Source organism: Streptomyces sp. ATCC 21386 (assembly GCF_018728545.1).
Lineage (GTDB): Bacteria > Actinomycetota > Actinomycetes > Streptomycetales > Streptomycetaceae > Streptomyces.
On sequence record NZ_JAAVVL010000001.1, the window covers coordinates 563150 to 579993 of the forward strand.

At 74.8% G+C, this 16844-nt stretch carries 10 protein-coding genes; 6 read left to right on the plus strand and 4 right to left on the minus strand.

The annotated features are described in order from the left end of the window. The first annotated feature begins 114 nt into the window (after window positions 1–114). A complete protein-coding gene (locus tag GWK25_RS02435; RefSeq protein ID WP_215448283.1) occupies window positions 115–1182 on the plus strand; it encodes a saccharopine dehydrogenase NADP-binding domain-containing protein in 1068 nt (355 codons plus the stop codon). 32 nt (window positions 1183–1214) lie between these two features. Here the strand turns inward: GWK25_RS02435 and GWK25_RS02440 are convergent, their stop codons facing one another. Next, window positions 1215–1922, minus strand: a complete 708-nt coding sequence (locus tag GWK25_RS02440; RefSeq protein ID WP_215448284.1) for a response regulator transcription factor — start codon at window positions 1920–1922, stop codon at window positions 1215–1217. A gap of 26 nt (window positions 1923–1948) precedes the next feature. Next, window positions 1949–3736: a sensor histidine kinase gene (locus tag GWK25_RS02445; RefSeq protein ID WP_215448285.1), complete on the minus strand. Its 1788-nt coding sequence runs from the start codon at window positions 3734–3736 to the stop codon at window positions 1949–1951. A 254-nt stretch (window positions 3737–3990) separates the two neighbouring features. On the opposite strand from GWK25_RS02445, the gene GWK25_RS02450 reads away from it, so the two are divergent. The 3 genes from GWK25_RS02450 to GWK25_RS02460 all read left to right on the plus strand — a co-directional run bounded on the left by GWK25_RS02450 (window position 3991) and on the right by GWK25_RS02460 (window position 9424). Further along, window positions 3991–4809 (plus strand): ABC transporter ATP-binding protein, encoded by an 819-nt coding sequence (locus GWK25_RS02450; protein WP_308404466.1) that lies wholly within the window; start codon window positions 3991–3993, stop codon window positions 4807–4809. Then, entirely contained in the window at window positions 4806–7388 is a 2583-nt protein-coding gene (locus GWK25_RS02455; protein ID WP_215448286.1) for an ABC transporter permease, read from the plus strand. Before GWK25_RS02450 ends, GWK25_RS02455 begins: the two co-directional genes overlap by 4 nt. 542 nt (window positions 7389–7930) lie before the next feature. Further along, complete coding sequence (locus GWK25_RS02460; RefSeq protein WP_215448287.1) at window positions 7931–9424, plus strand: Tat pathway signal sequence domain protein; 1494 nt, start codon at window positions 7931–7933, stop codon at window positions 9422–9424. A 268-nt stretch (window positions 9425–9692) separates the two neighbouring features. Here GWK25_RS02460 and GWK25_RS02465 read toward each other — a convergent pair whose 3' ends face one another. Next, window positions 9693–10001 (minus strand): DUF6000 family protein, encoded by a 309-nt coding sequence (locus GWK25_RS02465; protein ID WP_251828672.1) that lies wholly within the window; start codon window positions 9999–10001, stop codon window positions 9693–9695. 351 nt (window positions 10002–10352) lie between these two features. Here GWK25_RS02465 and GWK25_RS02470 point away from each other — a divergent pair, with 351 nt between their 5' ends. Both GWK25_RS02470 and GWK25_RS02475 read left to right on the plus strand, forming a co-directional pair. Beyond that, window positions 10353–11252: a glycosyltransferase family 2 protein gene (locus tag GWK25_RS02470; protein ID WP_215448288.1), complete on the plus strand. Its 900-nt coding sequence runs from the start codon at window positions 10353–10355 to the stop codon at window positions 11250–11252. A 494-nt stretch (window positions 11253–11746) separates the two neighbouring features. After that, on the plus strand, window positions 11747–14965 hold the full coding sequence (locus tag GWK25_RS02475; RefSeq protein WP_215448289.1) for a BTAD domain-containing putative transcriptional regulator: 3219 nt from the start codon (window positions 11747–11749) through the stop codon (window positions 14963–14965). A gap of 102 nt (window positions 14966–15067) precedes the next feature. On the opposite strand, the gene GWK25_RS02480 is transcribed toward GWK25_RS02475, so the two are convergent. Further along, window positions 15068–16774: a bifunctional 3'-5' exonuclease/DNA polymerase gene (locus tag GWK25_RS02480; protein WP_215448290.1), complete on the minus strand. Its 1707-nt coding sequence runs from the start codon at window positions 16772–16774 to the stop codon at window positions 15068–15070. Between the last annotated feature and the right edge of the window lie 70 nt (window positions 16775–16844).

Consider the following 16844-nt stretch of genomic DNA (forward strand, 5'->3'; position numbering starts at 1 on the left):
TACGGGGCTCGTCGTTTCGGACACTCGTGGTGGCCGGCCGCGCTCGGAAGGATGGTCGTCAGGCAGGGCGGTCGACGCTTCGCCGATGGGGACACTGAATGTGGGGGAGTACTGATGACGGCTGGGCGTACGGTCGCGGTGTTCGGGGCGTCCGGGCACACCGGGCGGTTCGTGGTGGCGGAGTTGCGGGCGCGGGGGTTCGTACCGCTGCTGGTCGGGCGGGACGCGGCGAAGCTGCGGGCGGTGGCGGCGGGGCTGCCGGGGGCGCAGGAGCGACAGGTGCCGGGGCCGCAGGAGTGGGTGCGGGTCGCCACGGTCGGTGAACCGGGCTCCCTGGACCGGGCGTTCGCCGGAGCGGACGCCGTGGTCAACTGTGCCGGGCCCTTCGCGGAGACGGCCGCGCCGGTGATCGAGGCGGCCTTGCGCGCCGGGATTCCCTATGTGGACGTGGCGGCCGAGATCGAGGCCAATCTCGACACGTTCGCGCGGTTCGGGGAGCCGGCGCGGGCTGCGGGGGTCGCCGTGGTGCCCGCCATGGCCTTCTTCGGCGGACTCGGGGACCTGCTGGTCACCGCCGTGACCGAGTCGGCCGGCTGGACGGCGGTGGACGAGGCGCACATCGCGTACGGGCTGAGCGGATGGCACCCCACGGCGGGGACACGGGACGCGGGCGCGGTCTCGCGGCAGCGCCGGGGCGGACGGCGGGTCCGGTACGCCGACGGGCGGCTGGAGTACCGGGACGACGCGGCCCCGGCCACGACGTGGGACTTCCCCGAGCCACTGGGGACGCGGGCCGTGATCGGGGAGTTCAGCATGGCCGACATCGTCACCGTGCCGACCCATCTGGCCGTCCCCGAGGTGCGGACGTACATGACGGTCGAGGCCGCGCGCGATCTGGCCGCGCCGGACACGCCCGCGCCGGTCGCCGTCGACGAGCGGGGCCGGTCCGGGCAGACCTTCGTGGTCGACGTCGTCGTCCGTTCCGGGGGCGTGGAACAGCGGGCCACGGCGCGCGGACAGGACATCTACGCCGTCAGCGCGCCGCTCGCGGTGGAGGCGGTGCGGCGCGTGGTCGAGGGGCGGGTGAAGGGGTCCGGTGTGCTCTCCGCCGGGGCGGCGTTCGACGCGGCCGACTTCCTCGGCGCGCTGTCCGCGCACGTCTCGGTGGAGCTCGGGAAGTAGGGGAGAGGGAGAGGGCCCCTGAGGGCCTGGCGCTATCCCTCGGGAGGCGGCGTCCCGGCTGTCGATCCCGGAACGATCAGGCCCGTCTCGTACGCCACCACGACGGCCTGGGCGCGGTCGCGGAGGCGGAGTTTGGCGAGGATGCGGGCGACATGGGTCTTGACGGTGGCCTCGCTGAGGCGGAAATGGGCGGCCAGTTCGGCGTTGCTGAGGCCGGTGGCGAGGGACCGGAGGACCTGTAGTTCGCGGGGCGTGAGGGGGGCCAGGTCGCGGTGGAGGACCGGGGTCTCGGGGGACGGGGAGACGAAGCGTTCGATCAGGCGGCGGGTGATGGCGGGGGAGAGGAGCGCATCGCCGGTGCGGGCCAGGCGGACGGCGGCGACCAGGTGCTCGGGGGTGACGTCCTTCAGCAGGAAGCCGCTGGCGCCGGCGGTGAGGGCGGCGTAGACGTAGCGGTCCAGGTCGAAGGTGGTCAGCATGAGGACGCGGGGCGGCTCGGGGACCGTGCCGGAGAGGATGTGCCTGGTCGCCTCCAGGCCGTCCGTGCCGGGCATGCGGATGTCCATCAGGACGAGGTCGGGACGGGTGCGATGGACCGCCTCGACGGCCTGGTCCCCGTCGGCCGCCTCCGCGACCACGTCGATGCCGTCGGCGGAGAGGATCATGCCGAACCCGGTGCGGACCAGGGCCTGGTCGTCGGCGATCACCACGCGGGGCGGGTCGGCGTCAGCCGGGGACATGGCAGGGGGGTGCGGGTGACCTGCCGTCACGGGCGCTCTCCGAGGGGTGGGGGCGGGGTGCCATGGGGGTTGCCCAGGGCATGCGGGGCGTGCGGGGCGTGTGGGGCGTGTGGGATGAGCTGGGCGCCCGGGGCCCGCGGGGCGGTCGGGGCGCGGGGGATGGTCGCCCGGACGCGGTAGCCGCCGGTCGGACGGGGGCCCGTGTCGAGGGTGCCGCCGTGGACGGTGAGGCGTTCGCGCAGGCCCAGGAGGCCACGGCCCGTGCCGGAGGCGGCCGCGGGCGTGGGGGTGCCGCCGGTGTCCGTGATCTCCAGGTGGAGCGCGGTGGGCGCGTGGTCGACGCTGATCCGCACCCGGGCGCCCTCGGCGTGCTTGACGGTGTTCGTCAGTGCCTCCTGGACGACGCGGTACGCGGCCAGGTCGGCGCCCGGCGGCAACGGTGCGGGGGTGCCCGTGACGACCAGCTCCACGGGGACGCCGGAGGCGCGGACGCGCGAGGCGAGGGCCGGGAGCTGATCGAGGCCCGGTTGTGGGGCCAACTCGCCGTCGCCGGCCGGATCTTCCCAGGAGTCCGAGCGGGCCGGACCGCTCCACGCACCGGCCGGGGCGGCGGGCCCGGCGGCTGGAGGACGGTCCTCGTCGGACATCGTCAACAGGCCCATCACATGCCGCAGTTCGGTCATCGCCGTACGGCCGCCCGTCTCGACGGCGAGGAGCGCCTCGCGGGCCCGGCCCGGGGCCACGTCCATCACCTTGCGGGCCGCGCCCGCCTGGATCACCATCACGCTCACATGGTGGGTCACGACGTCGTGCAACTCCCGTGCGATCCGGGAGCGTTCGTGCTCGACCGCCAGTCGCGTGGCTGCCTCCTGCTGTTCCCGCAGAGCGTGCACCCGCTGCTTCCAGGTGTGGATCGCGTTGGCGCCGAGCCCCACGCCGAGCAGGACGAGGAACGGGATCACGCCCGGCGTGACGTACGGGAAGTTGTCCTCGGCGAACACCGCGATCAGGGCGGCGCCCGCCACCAGACTGCCGAGCGCGCGCAGCCGGTACGGGCTGTGGACGGCAGCGCTGTGCGCGGCGACCACACAGGTCAGGAACGTGTACCCGGTCGCCTCGGCCGCCCCCGCACGCTCGTTGAACACCATCGTCGTGATGATCACCGCCCAGAACGCGGTCAGCGGGTAGCGGCGCCGGACCAGCAGCGGGAGCGCGGTCAGGGCGGCGAGGAGCAACTGCCAGGCGTGGGGCGCGCCGAGGTCCTGCGTCAGGTACGGGGGTGCCGGCAGGGGCGGGGCCTCGGGCGGCACCGGCCCGCCTCCCGGGGCCGGTGTCAGCACCCTGTGCGGCAGGCGCCCGCCCGCGCTCGCGTCCTGTGCCGTCGTGGCCATCACCGTGCAGGCGGCGAGGAGGAAGGCGAGGCACGCATCGGCGGTCCAGGCCCACCGGGACGGGCGGGGCGGCGGGGCCGCGGCACGCAGCAGGGAGGGCAGATCCTCCCACCACCGGCGCGCGACCGCCGCCCACCGCCGGAACACCGCACCCGCCGAGCCGGCCCGCGCCTGATCCTGGGCCTGCGTCGGCTGCGCCTGATCCTGGGCCTGCGTCGGCTGCGCCTGATCCTGGGCCTGCGTCGGCTGCGCCTGATCCTGCGCCTGCGCCTGCGCCTGCGAACGAGGGTCCGCCGTGGCCCGCGCCTCCGGGAGCGGGTCGCCCGGCGCAGGTTCCTCCGTCGACCGCGCTGGTGCCGCCCCTGCCACCCGTGCCGATCGCGCCCCCGGCCCGTCGCCCCGCGTCTCCCCGCCACCACCCATGGGATCAGTCTGGCAAGCGGCAGCGGGCGTCACATCCGTCCTGCTGGGGACGGGCGGTACATCCTCCGCGTACATCTCCGGGATGACGTGCGCGCGGGGTCCGTCCGGTACGGCAGAGGGGTTCGCCGTCGTGGGGGACGACCGGGCGCGGGGCCGTCCCTAGCGTCGGTGCCACACGTCAACCACCCTCCTGAGGAGGCCCCGTGCCCGTGCCGCCGACCCCGCCCCCGACCAGCCGTCACCGCCACCCCGGCGTGACGGCGTCCGCCGCCGAGCCCGTCATCGACATCCGCGAGGTGCGCAGGACGTACGGCGGTGAGGGGCCCCCGGCGCTCGACGGGGTCTCGCTGCGGGTGCGGGCCGGGGAGGCGGTGAGCGTCATCGGCCCGTCGGGGAGCGGCAAGTCGACGTTGCTCAATCTGATCGCGGGGCTCGACCGGCCGAGTTCGGGGAGCGTCACGGTCGACGGCGTACGCGTGGACCGGCTGGGCGAGGCCGGGGCGGCGCGCTACCGGCGGGCCAAGGTCGGCATGGTCTTCCAGTTCTTCAACCTGCTGGACGACCTGACCGTCGTGGACAACGTGCTGCTGCCCGCCCAGTTGGCGGGCCTGGGCAGGGCCGAGGCCCGCCGACGGGCTGCGGGCCTGCTGGAATACCTCCGCATCGACCGGCACACCCACGCGTACCCCGGCCGGTTGTCCGGCGGCGAACGACAACGGGTCGCCGTGGCCCGCGCGTTGATGAACCGCCCGGCACTCCTGCTCGCCGACGAGCCCACCGGCGCGCTCGACACGGCGTCCGGCGACGACGTCCGCGCCCTCCTCACCGAGCTCAACGCGGACGGTCAGACGATCGTCCTCGTCACCCACGACCCGCACCTGGCGCGGTCCTGCGCGCACCGGACGGTCGAACTCGTCGACGGCCGGATCATGCGCGAGACGGCCCATACGCAGACGTGGGGCGCGGCGGAAGTTCCTCACAACGGCCCCGATCCCGGCCCTCACTCCCGCCCCCACCCCGGCCCCGGCGGAGCCCTGGGCGGCGGCTCGGCCGCGGCGGCGGTGGACCGGTGAGCGCGCTCGGGCGGGTGGTGCGGGCCGGGGTCGGGCGGCGGCGGGTGCGGACCGTCGTCATGGTGCTGACGACGCTGATGGCCGTGACCGCGTCCGTTCTCGCGGTCGGGTTGCTCGTCGCCGCACGGGCACCCTTCGATCGGGCCTTCGCGGAGCAGCGCGGCGCGCATCTGACCGCGCGGTTCGACGGGACGAAGGTGACGGCGGCGCGGCTCGCGGCGACCGCCGACGCGCCCGGAGTGACCGCCGTGGCCGGGCCCTTCCCGACCGTCTCCGTACGGCCCCGCACGGTCACCGGCTCCGACTTCCTGCCGGCCGGGGTCGACCTGCCACCGATGACCGTCGTCGGCCGGGAGGAACCGGGCGGCCCCGTCGACGTCATCGACCTGGTCGAGGGCGAGTGGGCCACCGGACCGGGCCAGATCGTCGTGGCCCCCGACGCCGGGCCGTTCCGGCCGGGCGACCGACTGGCCGTCCCCGACGCGCCGGGCGCCCCGACGCTGACCGTGGTCGGCCTCGCCCGCTCGGTGACCGGCACGGGCGAGGCCTGGGTGACACCGGCCCAGGCGGAGTCGCTGGCGGGCACGGGCGGCGGGGCGGGTCGCGCCGGTGGCGCTGCCGCGAGTGACAACACCGCGGGTGTCAGCGGCGGTTCGACCGCGTACGAGATGCTCTACCGCTTCCGGCAGGCCGCGACCGAGGCCGACATGGGCGCCGCTCGCGCCGCGCTCGTCGCGGGCGTGCCGGAGGGCGCGTTGAGCGGTGTGCGGTCGTATCTGGTGGTGAGGCAGGACGAGACCGCGAACGCGATGGCGTTCGTGCCGTTCCTGGCCGCCTTCGGGGTGCTCGGGCTGTGTCTGTCCGTGCTGGTGATCGGGATCGTGGTCGGTGGGGCCGTGGGGGCGGCCACCCGGCGGATCGGGGTGCTCAAGGCGCTCGGTTTCACGCCCGCGCAGGTCGTACGGGCGTACGTGGCGCAGGCTTTGGTGCCGGCGGCGCTGGGCTGCGTCCTCGGGGTGGTGCTCGGCAACGCGCTGGCCCGGCCGGTGCTGCACGAGGTGGGGGAGGCGTTCGGCGCGTCGGCCGGAGGGATCCCCGTCTGGGTGGACGTCGTCGTGCCCGGCGCCGCGCTTCTGCTGGTCGCGGTGTCCGCCGTGGTGCCCGCGCTGCGCGCCGGACGTCTGCGGACGGTGGAGGCGATCGCGGTGGGGGGCGGGTCCGGACGGGCCGTGCGGGGCGGCGGAGGTGCCGGACGAGGGCGGGGCGGGGTGTTCACGGCGCGACGGCTGTCGCTGTCACGGCTGTCGCTGTCACGGCTGTTCACGTCGCGGCTGCCCTTGCCTCCGGCGGTCCGGCTCGGCCTGGCGCATCCCGTCGTCCGGCCCGCCCGGTCCGCGACGGTGGCCGCGGCGGTGGTCTTCGGCGCCCTGTCCGTCACCTTCGCCGTAGGGCTCGCGCTGACACTGGGCAAGGTCCAGGAGGGCCGCATGCTCGACTCGGCCGGCTCGGTCGTGGTGGAGGCGGGCGGCGGTCAGGGGCCGCCCGGCGCCGAGGTCGTACCGGCGGAAGGTCCGGAAGGTCCGGAAGGTCCGGGTGGTTCGGGTGGTCCGGGCGGGCCGGGCGGTTCGAGTGACGGGCGGGAGAAGGCCGATCCGCAGGCCGTGGCCGCCGTGCTCCGGGCCCAGGACGGCACCCGACGGTTCTACGGCACCGCCCAGGCCCAGGTAGCGGCCTCCGGGGTCACCGGGCCGACGACCGTGGTTGCCTACGAGGGCGACTCGGCGTGGGGCGCGCCCGAACTGGTCTCTGGCCGGTGGCTCGACGGGCCCGGCCAGGCCGTGGTGACCGGGCGGTTCCTGACGGCCGCCGGTATCGGGGTCGGGGACACGGTGACCCTCGAAGAGAAGGGCGGACGGGCCACCGTACGGGTCGTGGGTGAGGCCTTCTTCACCCAGGGCGGGGGGACGGCGCTCCTCACCTCGACGGCCACTCTCACCGAACTCGGGCTCGGGGAGCGGGCGTTGCCAGGCCGGTTCCACGTCGACACCACGTCGGGCACCGACCAGGCGCAGTACCTGGCCGCACTCGACCGCGCGCTCGACGACGCGGGTCTCGCCGCCCTCGCCCGCGCCGCCGACGCCAACTCCTCCAGCGTGATCGTGGCCATGGACGCGCTGATCGGGATGCTCACGCTCATGCTCGTCGTGGTCGCCGGGCTCGGAGTCCTCCACACGGTCGTCCTCGACACCCGCGAACGGGTCCGCGACCTCGGAGTGCTCAAGGCACTCGGCATGACACCCCGCCAGACCGTGACCATGGTCGTCATCTCCGTCGCCGGGGTCGGCCTGCTCGCGGGGCTGGTCGCGGTCCCCGCCGGGATCGTCCTGCACGGTGTCGTCACGCCGTTCATGGGCGACGCCGTCGGCATGAGCCTGCCGGACAGCGTCCTGGCCGTGTACGACGGGCCCGTCCTCGTCGCACTCGCGCTGGGCGGGCTGGTCATCGCGGTGTCCGGGGCGCTGCTGCCGGCGGGGTGGGCGGCGCGGACGGGTACGGCCAGGGCGCTGCGAACGGAGTGAGCGACGACACCCCAGAAGCGGACAAGTCGGACTTACTGGGGGCGTGAAGGGGGCGTACCCGGCGCTGCGTCGGATGCCGTACGGAATGTTGTACGCGCTCTTACCGTGACTGGCTCCCTCCTAACCCTCACCTGTCCCCGCCCTGTCCGGCCGCATCGAACAGTGGTGTCCGGCACCGCTGAACGACCGCGAGGTCCGGGTCGCGGAGGACTGGCCTCGCGGTTCCGGGTCCGGGGCCCGGAGTGCGCGTGGCGGAGTCCGCGCACCGGGCCCGGGATCCCGCGGGCGTCCCGCGCACCCATGAGGTGCCGGGGCGCCCCCTCCGCAACCCGGTCACCCACCTCCCTTGCCGCGCACGGGCGTTGACCCGGGCGGGGTGCGCCAGCAGAATGAGCCCCCATCCGCTTGAGAGCGCTCTCAGAACCGACTCCGGGCGCGCACCCAACCGCATCCGCACCTCCCACCTGCCCCGCGCACTCGCACCTCGCGCCCACCTCTCACCCACCCCTCGCACCCGCCCCTCGTATCTCCAAGGGAGACCCATGACCGGCAGCACGGGCACCAGCGGCACCACCGGCAGCACGGGCAGTACCGGCAGCACCGGCGGACGAGCCCGCGCGTTCAGCCGCCGCAGGCTCCTCGGCACCGGCACCGGCCTCGGCGCGGCGGCGGCCCTCACCGCCGTCGGCGCGGGCGCCGGCACGGCCCACGCGGCATCCCCGGCCCCTTCGGCATCGCAGGCATCCTCGTCCGCCGCACCCGGCGGCTCGGCTCCGCGGCGCGGGCACGCCTTCCTCGCCGCCGCCATGGACGCCTACCCCGACCACGGCGACCTCCGGCTGACCCAGAGCTACACCGACCAGGCGGGCCTGTTCAGCACGGCCTTCACCTACGACAACGCCCTCGCCGTCCTCGCCCACCTCGCCGTGCGCACCGAGGACGGACGGGCCCGGGCGGTGGCGCTCGGGGACGCGCTGATCTACGCCCAGGAGCACGACCCGGCGTACGACGACGGCCGGCTGCGCCAGGCGTACAACGTCGGGCCCTACGTCTACTACGACGGCGTCCCACAGCCGGACGGGTTCGTCCGGGCGGACGGGACGGCCAACGTCGGTACGCAGTTCGGCTTCACGGGGACGGCCGTGGGGGACATGGCCTGGGCGGGTATCGCCCTGAGCGCGCTGGCCCGGCGGACCGGAGCCCCGCGCTTCCTGGCCGCCGCCGTGCGGATCGGGGAGTGGATCGAGCGGACCGGCCGTACCGACGAGCCCCTCGGCGGCTACAAGTTCGGCGTCAACGGGGCGAACGAGAAGCTGCCGTTCACCTCGACCGAGCACAACACCGACCTGATCTGCCTGTTCGGGCGGCTGGCCCGGCTCACCGGCGACCGGGTGTGGTGGCGGCGGCGGGCGCGGGCCGAGGCCTTCGTGAAGGGCATGTGGGAGCCGGGCCGGGGCGCGTCCGGCGGCTTCTTCTACACCGGCACGAACGACGGCATCACCGTCAACAAGTCCCCGATCCCCGAGGACACCCAGACCTGGACCCACCTCGCCCTCGACTCCGACCGGTACGCGCGCTCCCTCGACTGGGCGGCCCGGGAACTCGCCGTCTCGGACCACGCCGAGCGCCGCAACAGCACCGTCCCCGCCGGGCAGTCGTACGAGGGCGTGACCTTCAGCTCGGCCAGTCTCCTCGCGAACGAGGACGCGCCCATCGCCGAGTTCCAGCCCAAGCCCAACCGCAACGGCGTCTGGTTCGAGGGCACCGCCCATCTCGCGCTCGCCCTGCGCGACCGGGGCGCACGCGGCGACGAGAAGCGCGCCCGGCGCCTCCTCGCCTCTCTCGAACGCGCCCAGGACCTCCTCGGCACCGACCAGACCATCGGCGGCCGCGCCCTCCCGGGCCGCTCGGGCGTCGTCTCGGCCAGCAGCCCCCTCGACACGGGCTTCGGGTTCGGCTACTACCCGTACCGGCACACGGGCGCCACGGCCTGGTACCTGATGGCAGCGGTCCGCTCGAACCCGCTGCGGGCCTGAGGCCTGCACCCGCACCGGGGCCCGGAGCGCCGACTCGCGCTCCGGGCCCGGGGGCTGTACGCCCCGTCACGGCGGGAGAGGGGCGCGGCCGGCGGTCAGCCCTCTCCACGCCTCGCCGTGCGCTCCCGGTGTCCCGACGCCTCGCCGTGCGCACCCGGTGTCTCGCCCGATCGGGCTGTCCCGCGTACGACGGCGGCTGCGGCACCCTGCCGAGGAAAGATCGGGGGCGTCCAGTAGCTCCCCACTCCGGCGAGCGAGTCCCAGCGGATCAGCGCATCAGCCACGCGGCGGTGAGGCGGGGCCGCCAGCCCTCGGAGAGCAGGGCCTCCAGCTCGGCGTCCGTGATCGACGCGGCGTCGGCGAGCAGCGGATGCAGGAACCGCCTCCGGGTGGCCCCCTCGTACCGGAGGAACCGGCCGCTCATCAGTTCCCCGTACCGGCCGATGCTCCGCCGGTCGGCGCGCGGCTGGACGTACCGCTTGACGGCGTTCCACCGGAACGCCTCCTCCGGCGTCATGACCGGCACACGCCACACCCGCGACCCGCGCAGCTCTCTCCGCCATCTCTGCTCCGCCATGCAGGAAGCCTGGATGCGGACATCCCGTCCCGGAGGAGGCGTTGTACGCCGTGAGTGCTGTCAGTGCCCTGCGGGAGCGCGGTGAGAACGGCCGAGAACGACCGGCGTGGGCGCCGGGTCTGATGCGTACTCAAGTGTGGCCGGAAAGACCGCAGTCGGTGTCACGGCGGGGGAGAACCTGCGTGACGAACCGGGGCCGGGGCGGCGAAGTGGAGGAGTCGATGCGAAGTCTCCGGCGTGAACGACTAGCATCCCGGCCGTAAACAGTCGGTGGGGGACGGGAAGCGCGTCGGCGGTCGCCGGCCGCGCCGGTCGTCGTCGGCGGTCCGTGGACGGAATGGGGTTGGTGTCGTGGTGGAGGCCGGGCCTCGGGTCGCTGTCGCCGTGGTGACGATGGGCAATCGGCCCGCGGAGGTGGACGCGCTGCTCGCCTCCGTGGCCAAGCAGGACGTCGCGCCCGAACGCATCGTGATCGTGGGGAACGGCTGCCCGCTCCCCGAGTTCGCCGAACGGCTCGACCTGCCCGGCGAGGTCACCCTCATCGAGGTGGACGAGAACCTCGGCTGCCCCGGCGGTCGGAACGTCGCCCTGGAACGGCTGCGCGCCTTCGGTGACATCGACGTCGTCGTCGAACTGGACGACGACGGTCTGCTCGTCGACGCCGATGTGCTGCGCCGCGTACGGGACTTGTACGCCGCCGACCCCCGCCTCGGCATCGTCGGGTTCCGGATCGCCGACGAGCACGGCGAGACCCAGCGGCGGCACGTACCGCGGGTCGGGGCGAAGGACCCGATGCGCGGCGGCCCGGTCACCGGGTTCCTCGGGGGCGGCCACGCCCTCTCGATGGCCATGCTCGGCGAGACGGGCGACTGGGCCGCCGAGTTCTTCTTCGCGCACGAGGAGACCGACCTGGCGTGGCGGGCGCTCGACGCCGGCTGGACCGTGCTGTACGCCCCCGAACTGCTCCTCCAGCACCCGAAGACCTCACCGGCCCGGCACGCCATCTACTACCGCGTCAACGCCCGCAACCGCGTCTGGCTCGCCCGCCGCCGCCTCCCGCTCCCGCTCATCCCCGTCCACCTGGGCGTGTGGGTCCTCATCACCTTGCTGCGGATGCGCTCGGTCGGCGGTCTGAAGGCCTGGTTCGGCGGCTTCGCGGAGGGCTGGCGCGAGTCGGGCGGCGAGCGCCGGCCGATGAGCTGGCGGACGGTCTGGCGCCTGACACGGCTGGGCCGCCCGCCGATCCTGTAGGGCGGCCGGCCCGCCGCGCCTCCGGGGCCGCTCGCCGTTCCCGTAGGGCCGCGTCCCGATCCCGTGAGGCCCTCCGGGGCCGCTCGCCTACCCGTACGGCCGCTCCCCTCCCTACCCGTACGGCCGCTCGCCGACCCGTGCGGCCGCTCCCCGCTCCCGCACGGCTGCCCGTCGACGCCAAGCGACGGCTGCCAGTCGCTTGCCGCTCGCTGCCGCGTCCGCACACACGAAGGCCCCGGTCGTTCACCTCCACCGACCGGGGCACAGCGCTTTGTGCGGTTCCCGGATCCGGCGGCGGCGGCGGCACTCCCCCGAGCTACGCGTCTCACGCGTGCGCCGTCGTCGCCGGATCCGATGAAGTGATCACATCAGGTCCCGCCAACGGATCGCTAACATGAGCCCAACGGTTCCACGGGGAGCCGTACGGGAGGCGGCGGCAGGTCGCCGCGGGGCGGGCCCGGAACGACGGTGCGGAAAGGCAGCGGACGGGTTCTATGCGGGACGGGCTGCGGTTCGGACTGCTCGGTCCGCCGGTTCTGTACGGAACCGGCATCGGGGCCGGGGCCGGGGCCGGGGACGCGGACGCGGATGCCGCCCAAGCGCCCGGAGGGGCCATGGCTTCCGGCGGCGCCCCTTCGAACGGCCGCGGCCCCGGTGGCGGCGTACGGTCCGTCGGCAGCGGCAAGATGCGCGCCCTGTTCGTCGCACTGCTGCTCGAACCCGGTCGGGTCGTCTCCGTCGACACCCTGAAGGACGTGCTGTGGGACGCGGCGCCACCGCCCTCCGCCCAGGCCTCCCTGCAGAACCACGTGACCCGGCTGCGCAGGCTGCTGGACGACCCCGAGCGGCTGCGCGCGATCCCGCCGGGCTATCTGCTGCGGGTCGACGAGGGCGAGTTGGACGTCCGCGTCTTCGAGGCCCACGCCCGCGCCGCCCGTGCCGCACACGCCGAGCGCGACTGGGCCCGCACCGTACGCGAGTCCACCGCCGCGCTCGCCCTCTGGCGGGGCGCCCCGCTCGGCGGACTGCCCGTCGAGGAGTTCCGCGCCCAGGCGTTCGTCCAACGCCTGGAGGAGGCACGGCTGTTGCTGCTGGAGCGCCGGTACGACGCCGAACTCCACCTTGCGGCCGCCAGGGCGCAGACGGAACCCGCCGGGGCGCACGCGCTCGGCGCCCTCGCCCCCGAACTCACCGCCCTCGTCGCCGAACACCCCCTGCGCGAGGCCTTCCACCGGCTCCTCATGCTCGTCCTGCACCGCACGGGCCGCCAGGCCGAGGCCCTCGCCGTCCACCGTGACCTCCGGGCGCGCCTCCTCGACGAACTCGGTGTGGAGCCGGGCCACGCCGTCCGCGAGGCCCACGTGGAGATCCTGCGGGAACCCGAGGAACACACGCAGGGCCCGCCTCTCGAATCCACTCCCACCGATCCCTCACCTCGCCCCGCCCAACTCCCGCCCCCACCAGCCCATTTCACGGGTAGGCGGGATGCGCTGGCGGAGCTGCGCCATGTCCTCGACCCGACCGTCAGCGCCCCTTCAGGGGCGCGGGGCGGCATTGAATCTGCGGCTACCGCCGCGTGGGCGCGACCAGCCGCGGACGATGCGCACTCGCCCACCACCAGCGCCCCCCGAGCTCCGAGGCGCCATCCGCTTCCGAAGGGGACCGCCACGGCAGTCATCAGCGGCATGGCCGGCGTGGGCAAGAGCGCCCTCGCCCTCCACCTCGCTCACGAACTCGCCGAACACTTCCCCGACGGCCAGCTGTACATCAACCTCCACGGCGCCACCCCGGGCATGACCCCCCTCACCCCCGCCCAGGCCCTCGCCGCCCTCCTGCGGGATCTCGGCACCGACCCCCGCCGTATCCCCGAACACCCGGACGCGGCCGCCGCGTCGCTCCGCTCGGCCCTCGCCCCCACCCGCACCCTGATGGTCCTGGACGACGCCGCGACCGCCGCCCAGGTGCGCCCCCTCCTCCCGGCGGGCCCCGGCTGCGCGGTCATCGTGACGAGCCGCTCGCCCCTCACCGCGCTGGACGGCGCCCACCGCTTCCCGCTCGCCCCGCTGTCGGACGACGAGAGCGTGGCCCTGCTGCGGGCCGCCTCGGGCCGCGCGGCGGGCCTGGACGCCGCGCACCCCCTCGTGGAACTCACCGGCCGCCTCCCGCTCGCCCTCCGCGTGGTCGCGGCCCGCCTCGCCGCCCGGCGCGCCCTCACCCCGGATGCTCTCGCGGGCCAACTGGCCGCCACGGAGGGGCGGTTGCAGCATCTCGAATACGACGACCTGAGTGTCCGCCGCTCCCTCGCCGTCGCCCACGAGGCCCTGCGCGCCTCCCACCGCGAGGCCGACCGCGACGCCGCCCACGTCCTGAGCCGCATCGGCGCCCTCGACCTGCCCGCCTACGGCGCGCCCCTCCTCGCCCGCCTCACCGGCACCGACGAGTTCCGCGCGGAGGCCGCCCTCGACCGCCTCGTCGACGTGGCCCTCCTGGAGGAGACGACGTACGGCCGTTACGTCCCCCACGACCTCGTACGCCACTTCGCCCGCGAACTCGCCGACCCGGCCGACACCTCCGAGGCCGTCCAGCAGGCCCTCGGCTGGTACGCCGGACACGCCCGGCAGAGCCTGCTGGTGATGCTCCCGCCGGGCTACGAGCGCGACGAACGCCTGCGGACCACCGCCCCCGTGCCGGATCCGGGGCCCCCGGAACTCACCTCCGCCGAGGCGGCCTTCGCCTGGGGCGACCGCGAACTCCCGAACATCGTGGCCCTGGTGGAACGCTGCGCCCGGGAGGACGGCGGCCCGGCGGCGGCGCTCGTCCCCACCCTCGTCCGCCACCTCTTCCCCCATCTGCACCGAGGCGGCCGGCTCGCCGAGTTGGACGTGCTCGGACGGCACGCGCTGGACGTCGCGAGGTCCCTCGGGGACGACGCGGCCGAGGCGTTCGCCCTCACCGATCGCGCGGGGCTGCACTTCATGTCCGGCCGGGCCTCGGAGGCGCTCGCCCTCAACGACGAGGGCCTGAAGCTGTGGCGCCGCCTCGGAGTGGTGTCGTGCGTACGGCGGTGCCTGAACAACCGGGGGCTCGTCCTGGCGAGCCTCGGCCGGTACGAGGAGAGCGAGGAGACGCTCCGCCAGAGCCTGGAACTGTCCCGGCAGCTCGGCGACCCCTACGGCGAGGCGGTGACCTTCAGCCACCTCGGCAACCTGTACAAACACACCGACGCGCGCGCCGCCATCGCCCACCACGAACGGAGTCTGGCGCTGGGCGAGATCGCCGACAGCCTCGTCGTACGGCACACCGCGCACTGCAACATCGGCTACGCCCACCTCCGCCTCGGCGAACCGGCCGCCGCCGTACGCAACTTCGAGCAGAGCCTGCGCATCCTCGGCGACGACGAGGACTGGCAGGGCGAGTCCAAGTCCCGGCTCGGCCTGGTCCGGGCCCTGCGCGAACTCGGGCGCCCGGACCGCGCGGCCCAGGAGTGCGCGGTCCTGCTCGACCTCGCCGAACGCCGCGCCGACCAGTACGCGGTGGGCCTGGCCCGGCACCAGCGAGGGCTGCTGCTCCGCGCCGGGGGCCATGAGGAGGAGGCCTACCAGGAATGGGAACGCGCCCAGGAAATCCTGGACGACACGGACTCGACGGTGGCGACGGACCTGAGAGAACTACTGAAGCACCGCGCGCCGAATGGCGGCGCAGCCGCCTTCTAGGGGCGCGGGGAACTGCGCGACCAACCCCAGCGCTCCCGCAGCCGCCGCCCGCCGGACGCCCCACCCCGGAAGGCGCGCCGCCCGCCCCCGCACGCGCCCCCTTCACTTCGCATCCGCGTAGCACTCCACCACCGCCGTAGTGAAAGGAAACCGCACCGGCGTCTCTCCGAACGCCAGCCGCCCCGACAGCTCCGACGCCTCACGGATCGCCCTCACCACGGCCTCCGCCTCCCGCTCCGGGCAGTGCACGATCACCTCGTCGTGCTGGAAGAAGACCAGCTCGGCCGCCATGCCGTCGAGGGCGCGGCGGAGGGCCGCGAGCAGCAGCAGGGTCCAGTCGGCGGCGCTGCCCTGGACGACGAAGTTACGGGCGAAACGGCCCCGGGCGCGGGAGTTGGTGGAGGCGTACCCAGGCACCCACTCGTCGCCCTGCGCACGCTCCCGGGTGTCGGGGTCACCGTCGTCCTGGGGAAGGCCCGCCTCGTCGCCGGCCGAGTCCGAGGCGCCGACCGCCGGTGGGCACGTACGCCCGAGCCAGGTCCGTACGAGCCGGCCCTCCTCGCCCGCGCGGGCCGCGTCGTCGACGTACCGCACGGCGAGCGGGAACCGTCGGCGCAGCGCGGCGAGGTTCTTGAGTCCGTCCCCGGACGTCTGCCCGTACACGGCTCCGAGCACGGCGAGTTTGGCGTGCTCGCGGTTGCCGGAGAAGGCGCGGTCGGAGACGGACTGGTAGAGGTCGGTGGGGCGGCCCGCGACCTCCATCAGCCCGGGGTCGCGGGAGATGGCGGCCAGTACCCGGGGTTCCATCTGGTCGGCGTCGGCGACGACGAGCCGCCAGCCCGGGTCGGCGACGCAGGCGCGGCGGATCACCTTCGGGATCTGCAGGGCGCCTCCACCGTTGGTGACCCACCGTCCGGTGACCGTGCCGTGCGCGAGGAACTCGGGGCGGAAGCGGCCGTCGCGGACCCAGTCGTGGAGCCAGGACCACCCGTGGGCGACCCAGATCCGGTACAGCCGCTTGTATTCGAGGAGGGGCTTCACCGCCGGGTGATCGAGGCTCTCGATCTCCCAGCGCCGGGTGGACCGGATGCGGATGCCGGCCCGGGCGAAGGCCTTGACGACATCGGCGGGCAGATCGGGCCGCACCCGCCGTCCGAACGCCTGCGACACCTCCTCGGCGAGTTCGGCGAGGCGACGTGGCTCGCCCCCGCCCGCGTACCGCTCGCCGAGCATCTCGTGCAGCACGTCACGGTGGACGTCGGCCCGCCACGGCAGCCCCGCCCGGTTCATCTCGGCGGCGACCAGCATCCCGGCCGACTCGGCGGCGGTCAGCAGCCGCATCCGGTCGGGGTGGGCGGTGGCGTCGTGCCGCCGCTGCTGGTCCGCGTACACCTCGACCAGGTCGGCGAGGGGGACGTGGACGGGGCGGGGCTCGAACAGGGAGGGCTGGGCGCCGGGGTCGGCCGAGCGTTGGGGCGGGTCCGGGGGGACGGGGGCGCGACGGAGCCGGGCGAGCGCGGCGGCGGCGGAGCGGGGTTCGCCGAGCCGGCCCTCATGTCCGAGCAGCAGGGTCTCGGCGTCCTCGATGTCGTAGCACCGCTCCACTCGCACCCCCGTGGCGAGCAGCCGTGGATACACCTCACCGGTGGACCGCCACACCCACCGCCCCACCTGCGGTCCGCGCCGCCGGACCGCCTCCGCGAGGTCGGGCTCCCGCGTGACCGCCCCCGCGAGCAGCCCGTCGGCGCCGAGCGGGGCGATCTCCACGCCCCCGTCCTCGGCCGTCGCGAGCACCCACCGGTCGGTCATGGGTGCGAGTGTGACAGGGGGGTCTGACAACGACCGGCCGACGCGACCCGACCCACCGCACGCCCGCCGA

What these genes read in the sequence shown, in the direction of transcription:
- GWK25_RS02480 (WP_215448290.1), bottom strand. Translation starts at nt 16,774, where the DNA reads ATGACCGACCGGTGGGTGCTCGCGACGGCCGAGGACGGGGGCGTGGAG.
- GWK25_RS02460 (WP_215448287.1), top strand. Translation starts at nt 7,931, where the DNA reads ATGACCGGCAGCACGGGCACCAGCGGCACCACCGGCAGCACGGGCAGT.
- GWK25_RS02475 (WP_215448289.1), top strand. Translation starts at nt 11,747, where the DNA reads ATGCGGGACGGGCTGCGGTTCGGACTGCTCGGTCCGCCGGTTCTGTAC.
- GWK25_RS02440 (WP_215448284.1), bottom strand. Translation starts at nt 1,922, where the DNA reads ATGTCCCCGGCTGACGCCGACCCGCCCCGCGTGGTGATCGCCGACGAC.
- GWK25_RS02465 (WP_251828672.1), bottom strand. Translation starts at nt 10,001, where the DNA reads ATGGCGGAGCAGAGATGGCGGAGAGAGCTGCGCGGGTCGCGGGTGTGG.
- GWK25_RS02435 (WP_215448283.1), top strand. Translation starts at nt 115, where the DNA reads ATGACGGCTGGGCGTACGGTCGCGGTGTTCGGGGCGTCCGGGCACACC.
- GWK25_RS02445 (WP_215448285.1), bottom strand. Translation starts at nt 3,736, where the DNA reads ATGGGTGGTGGCGGGGAGACGCGGGGCGACGGGCCGGGGGCGCGATCG.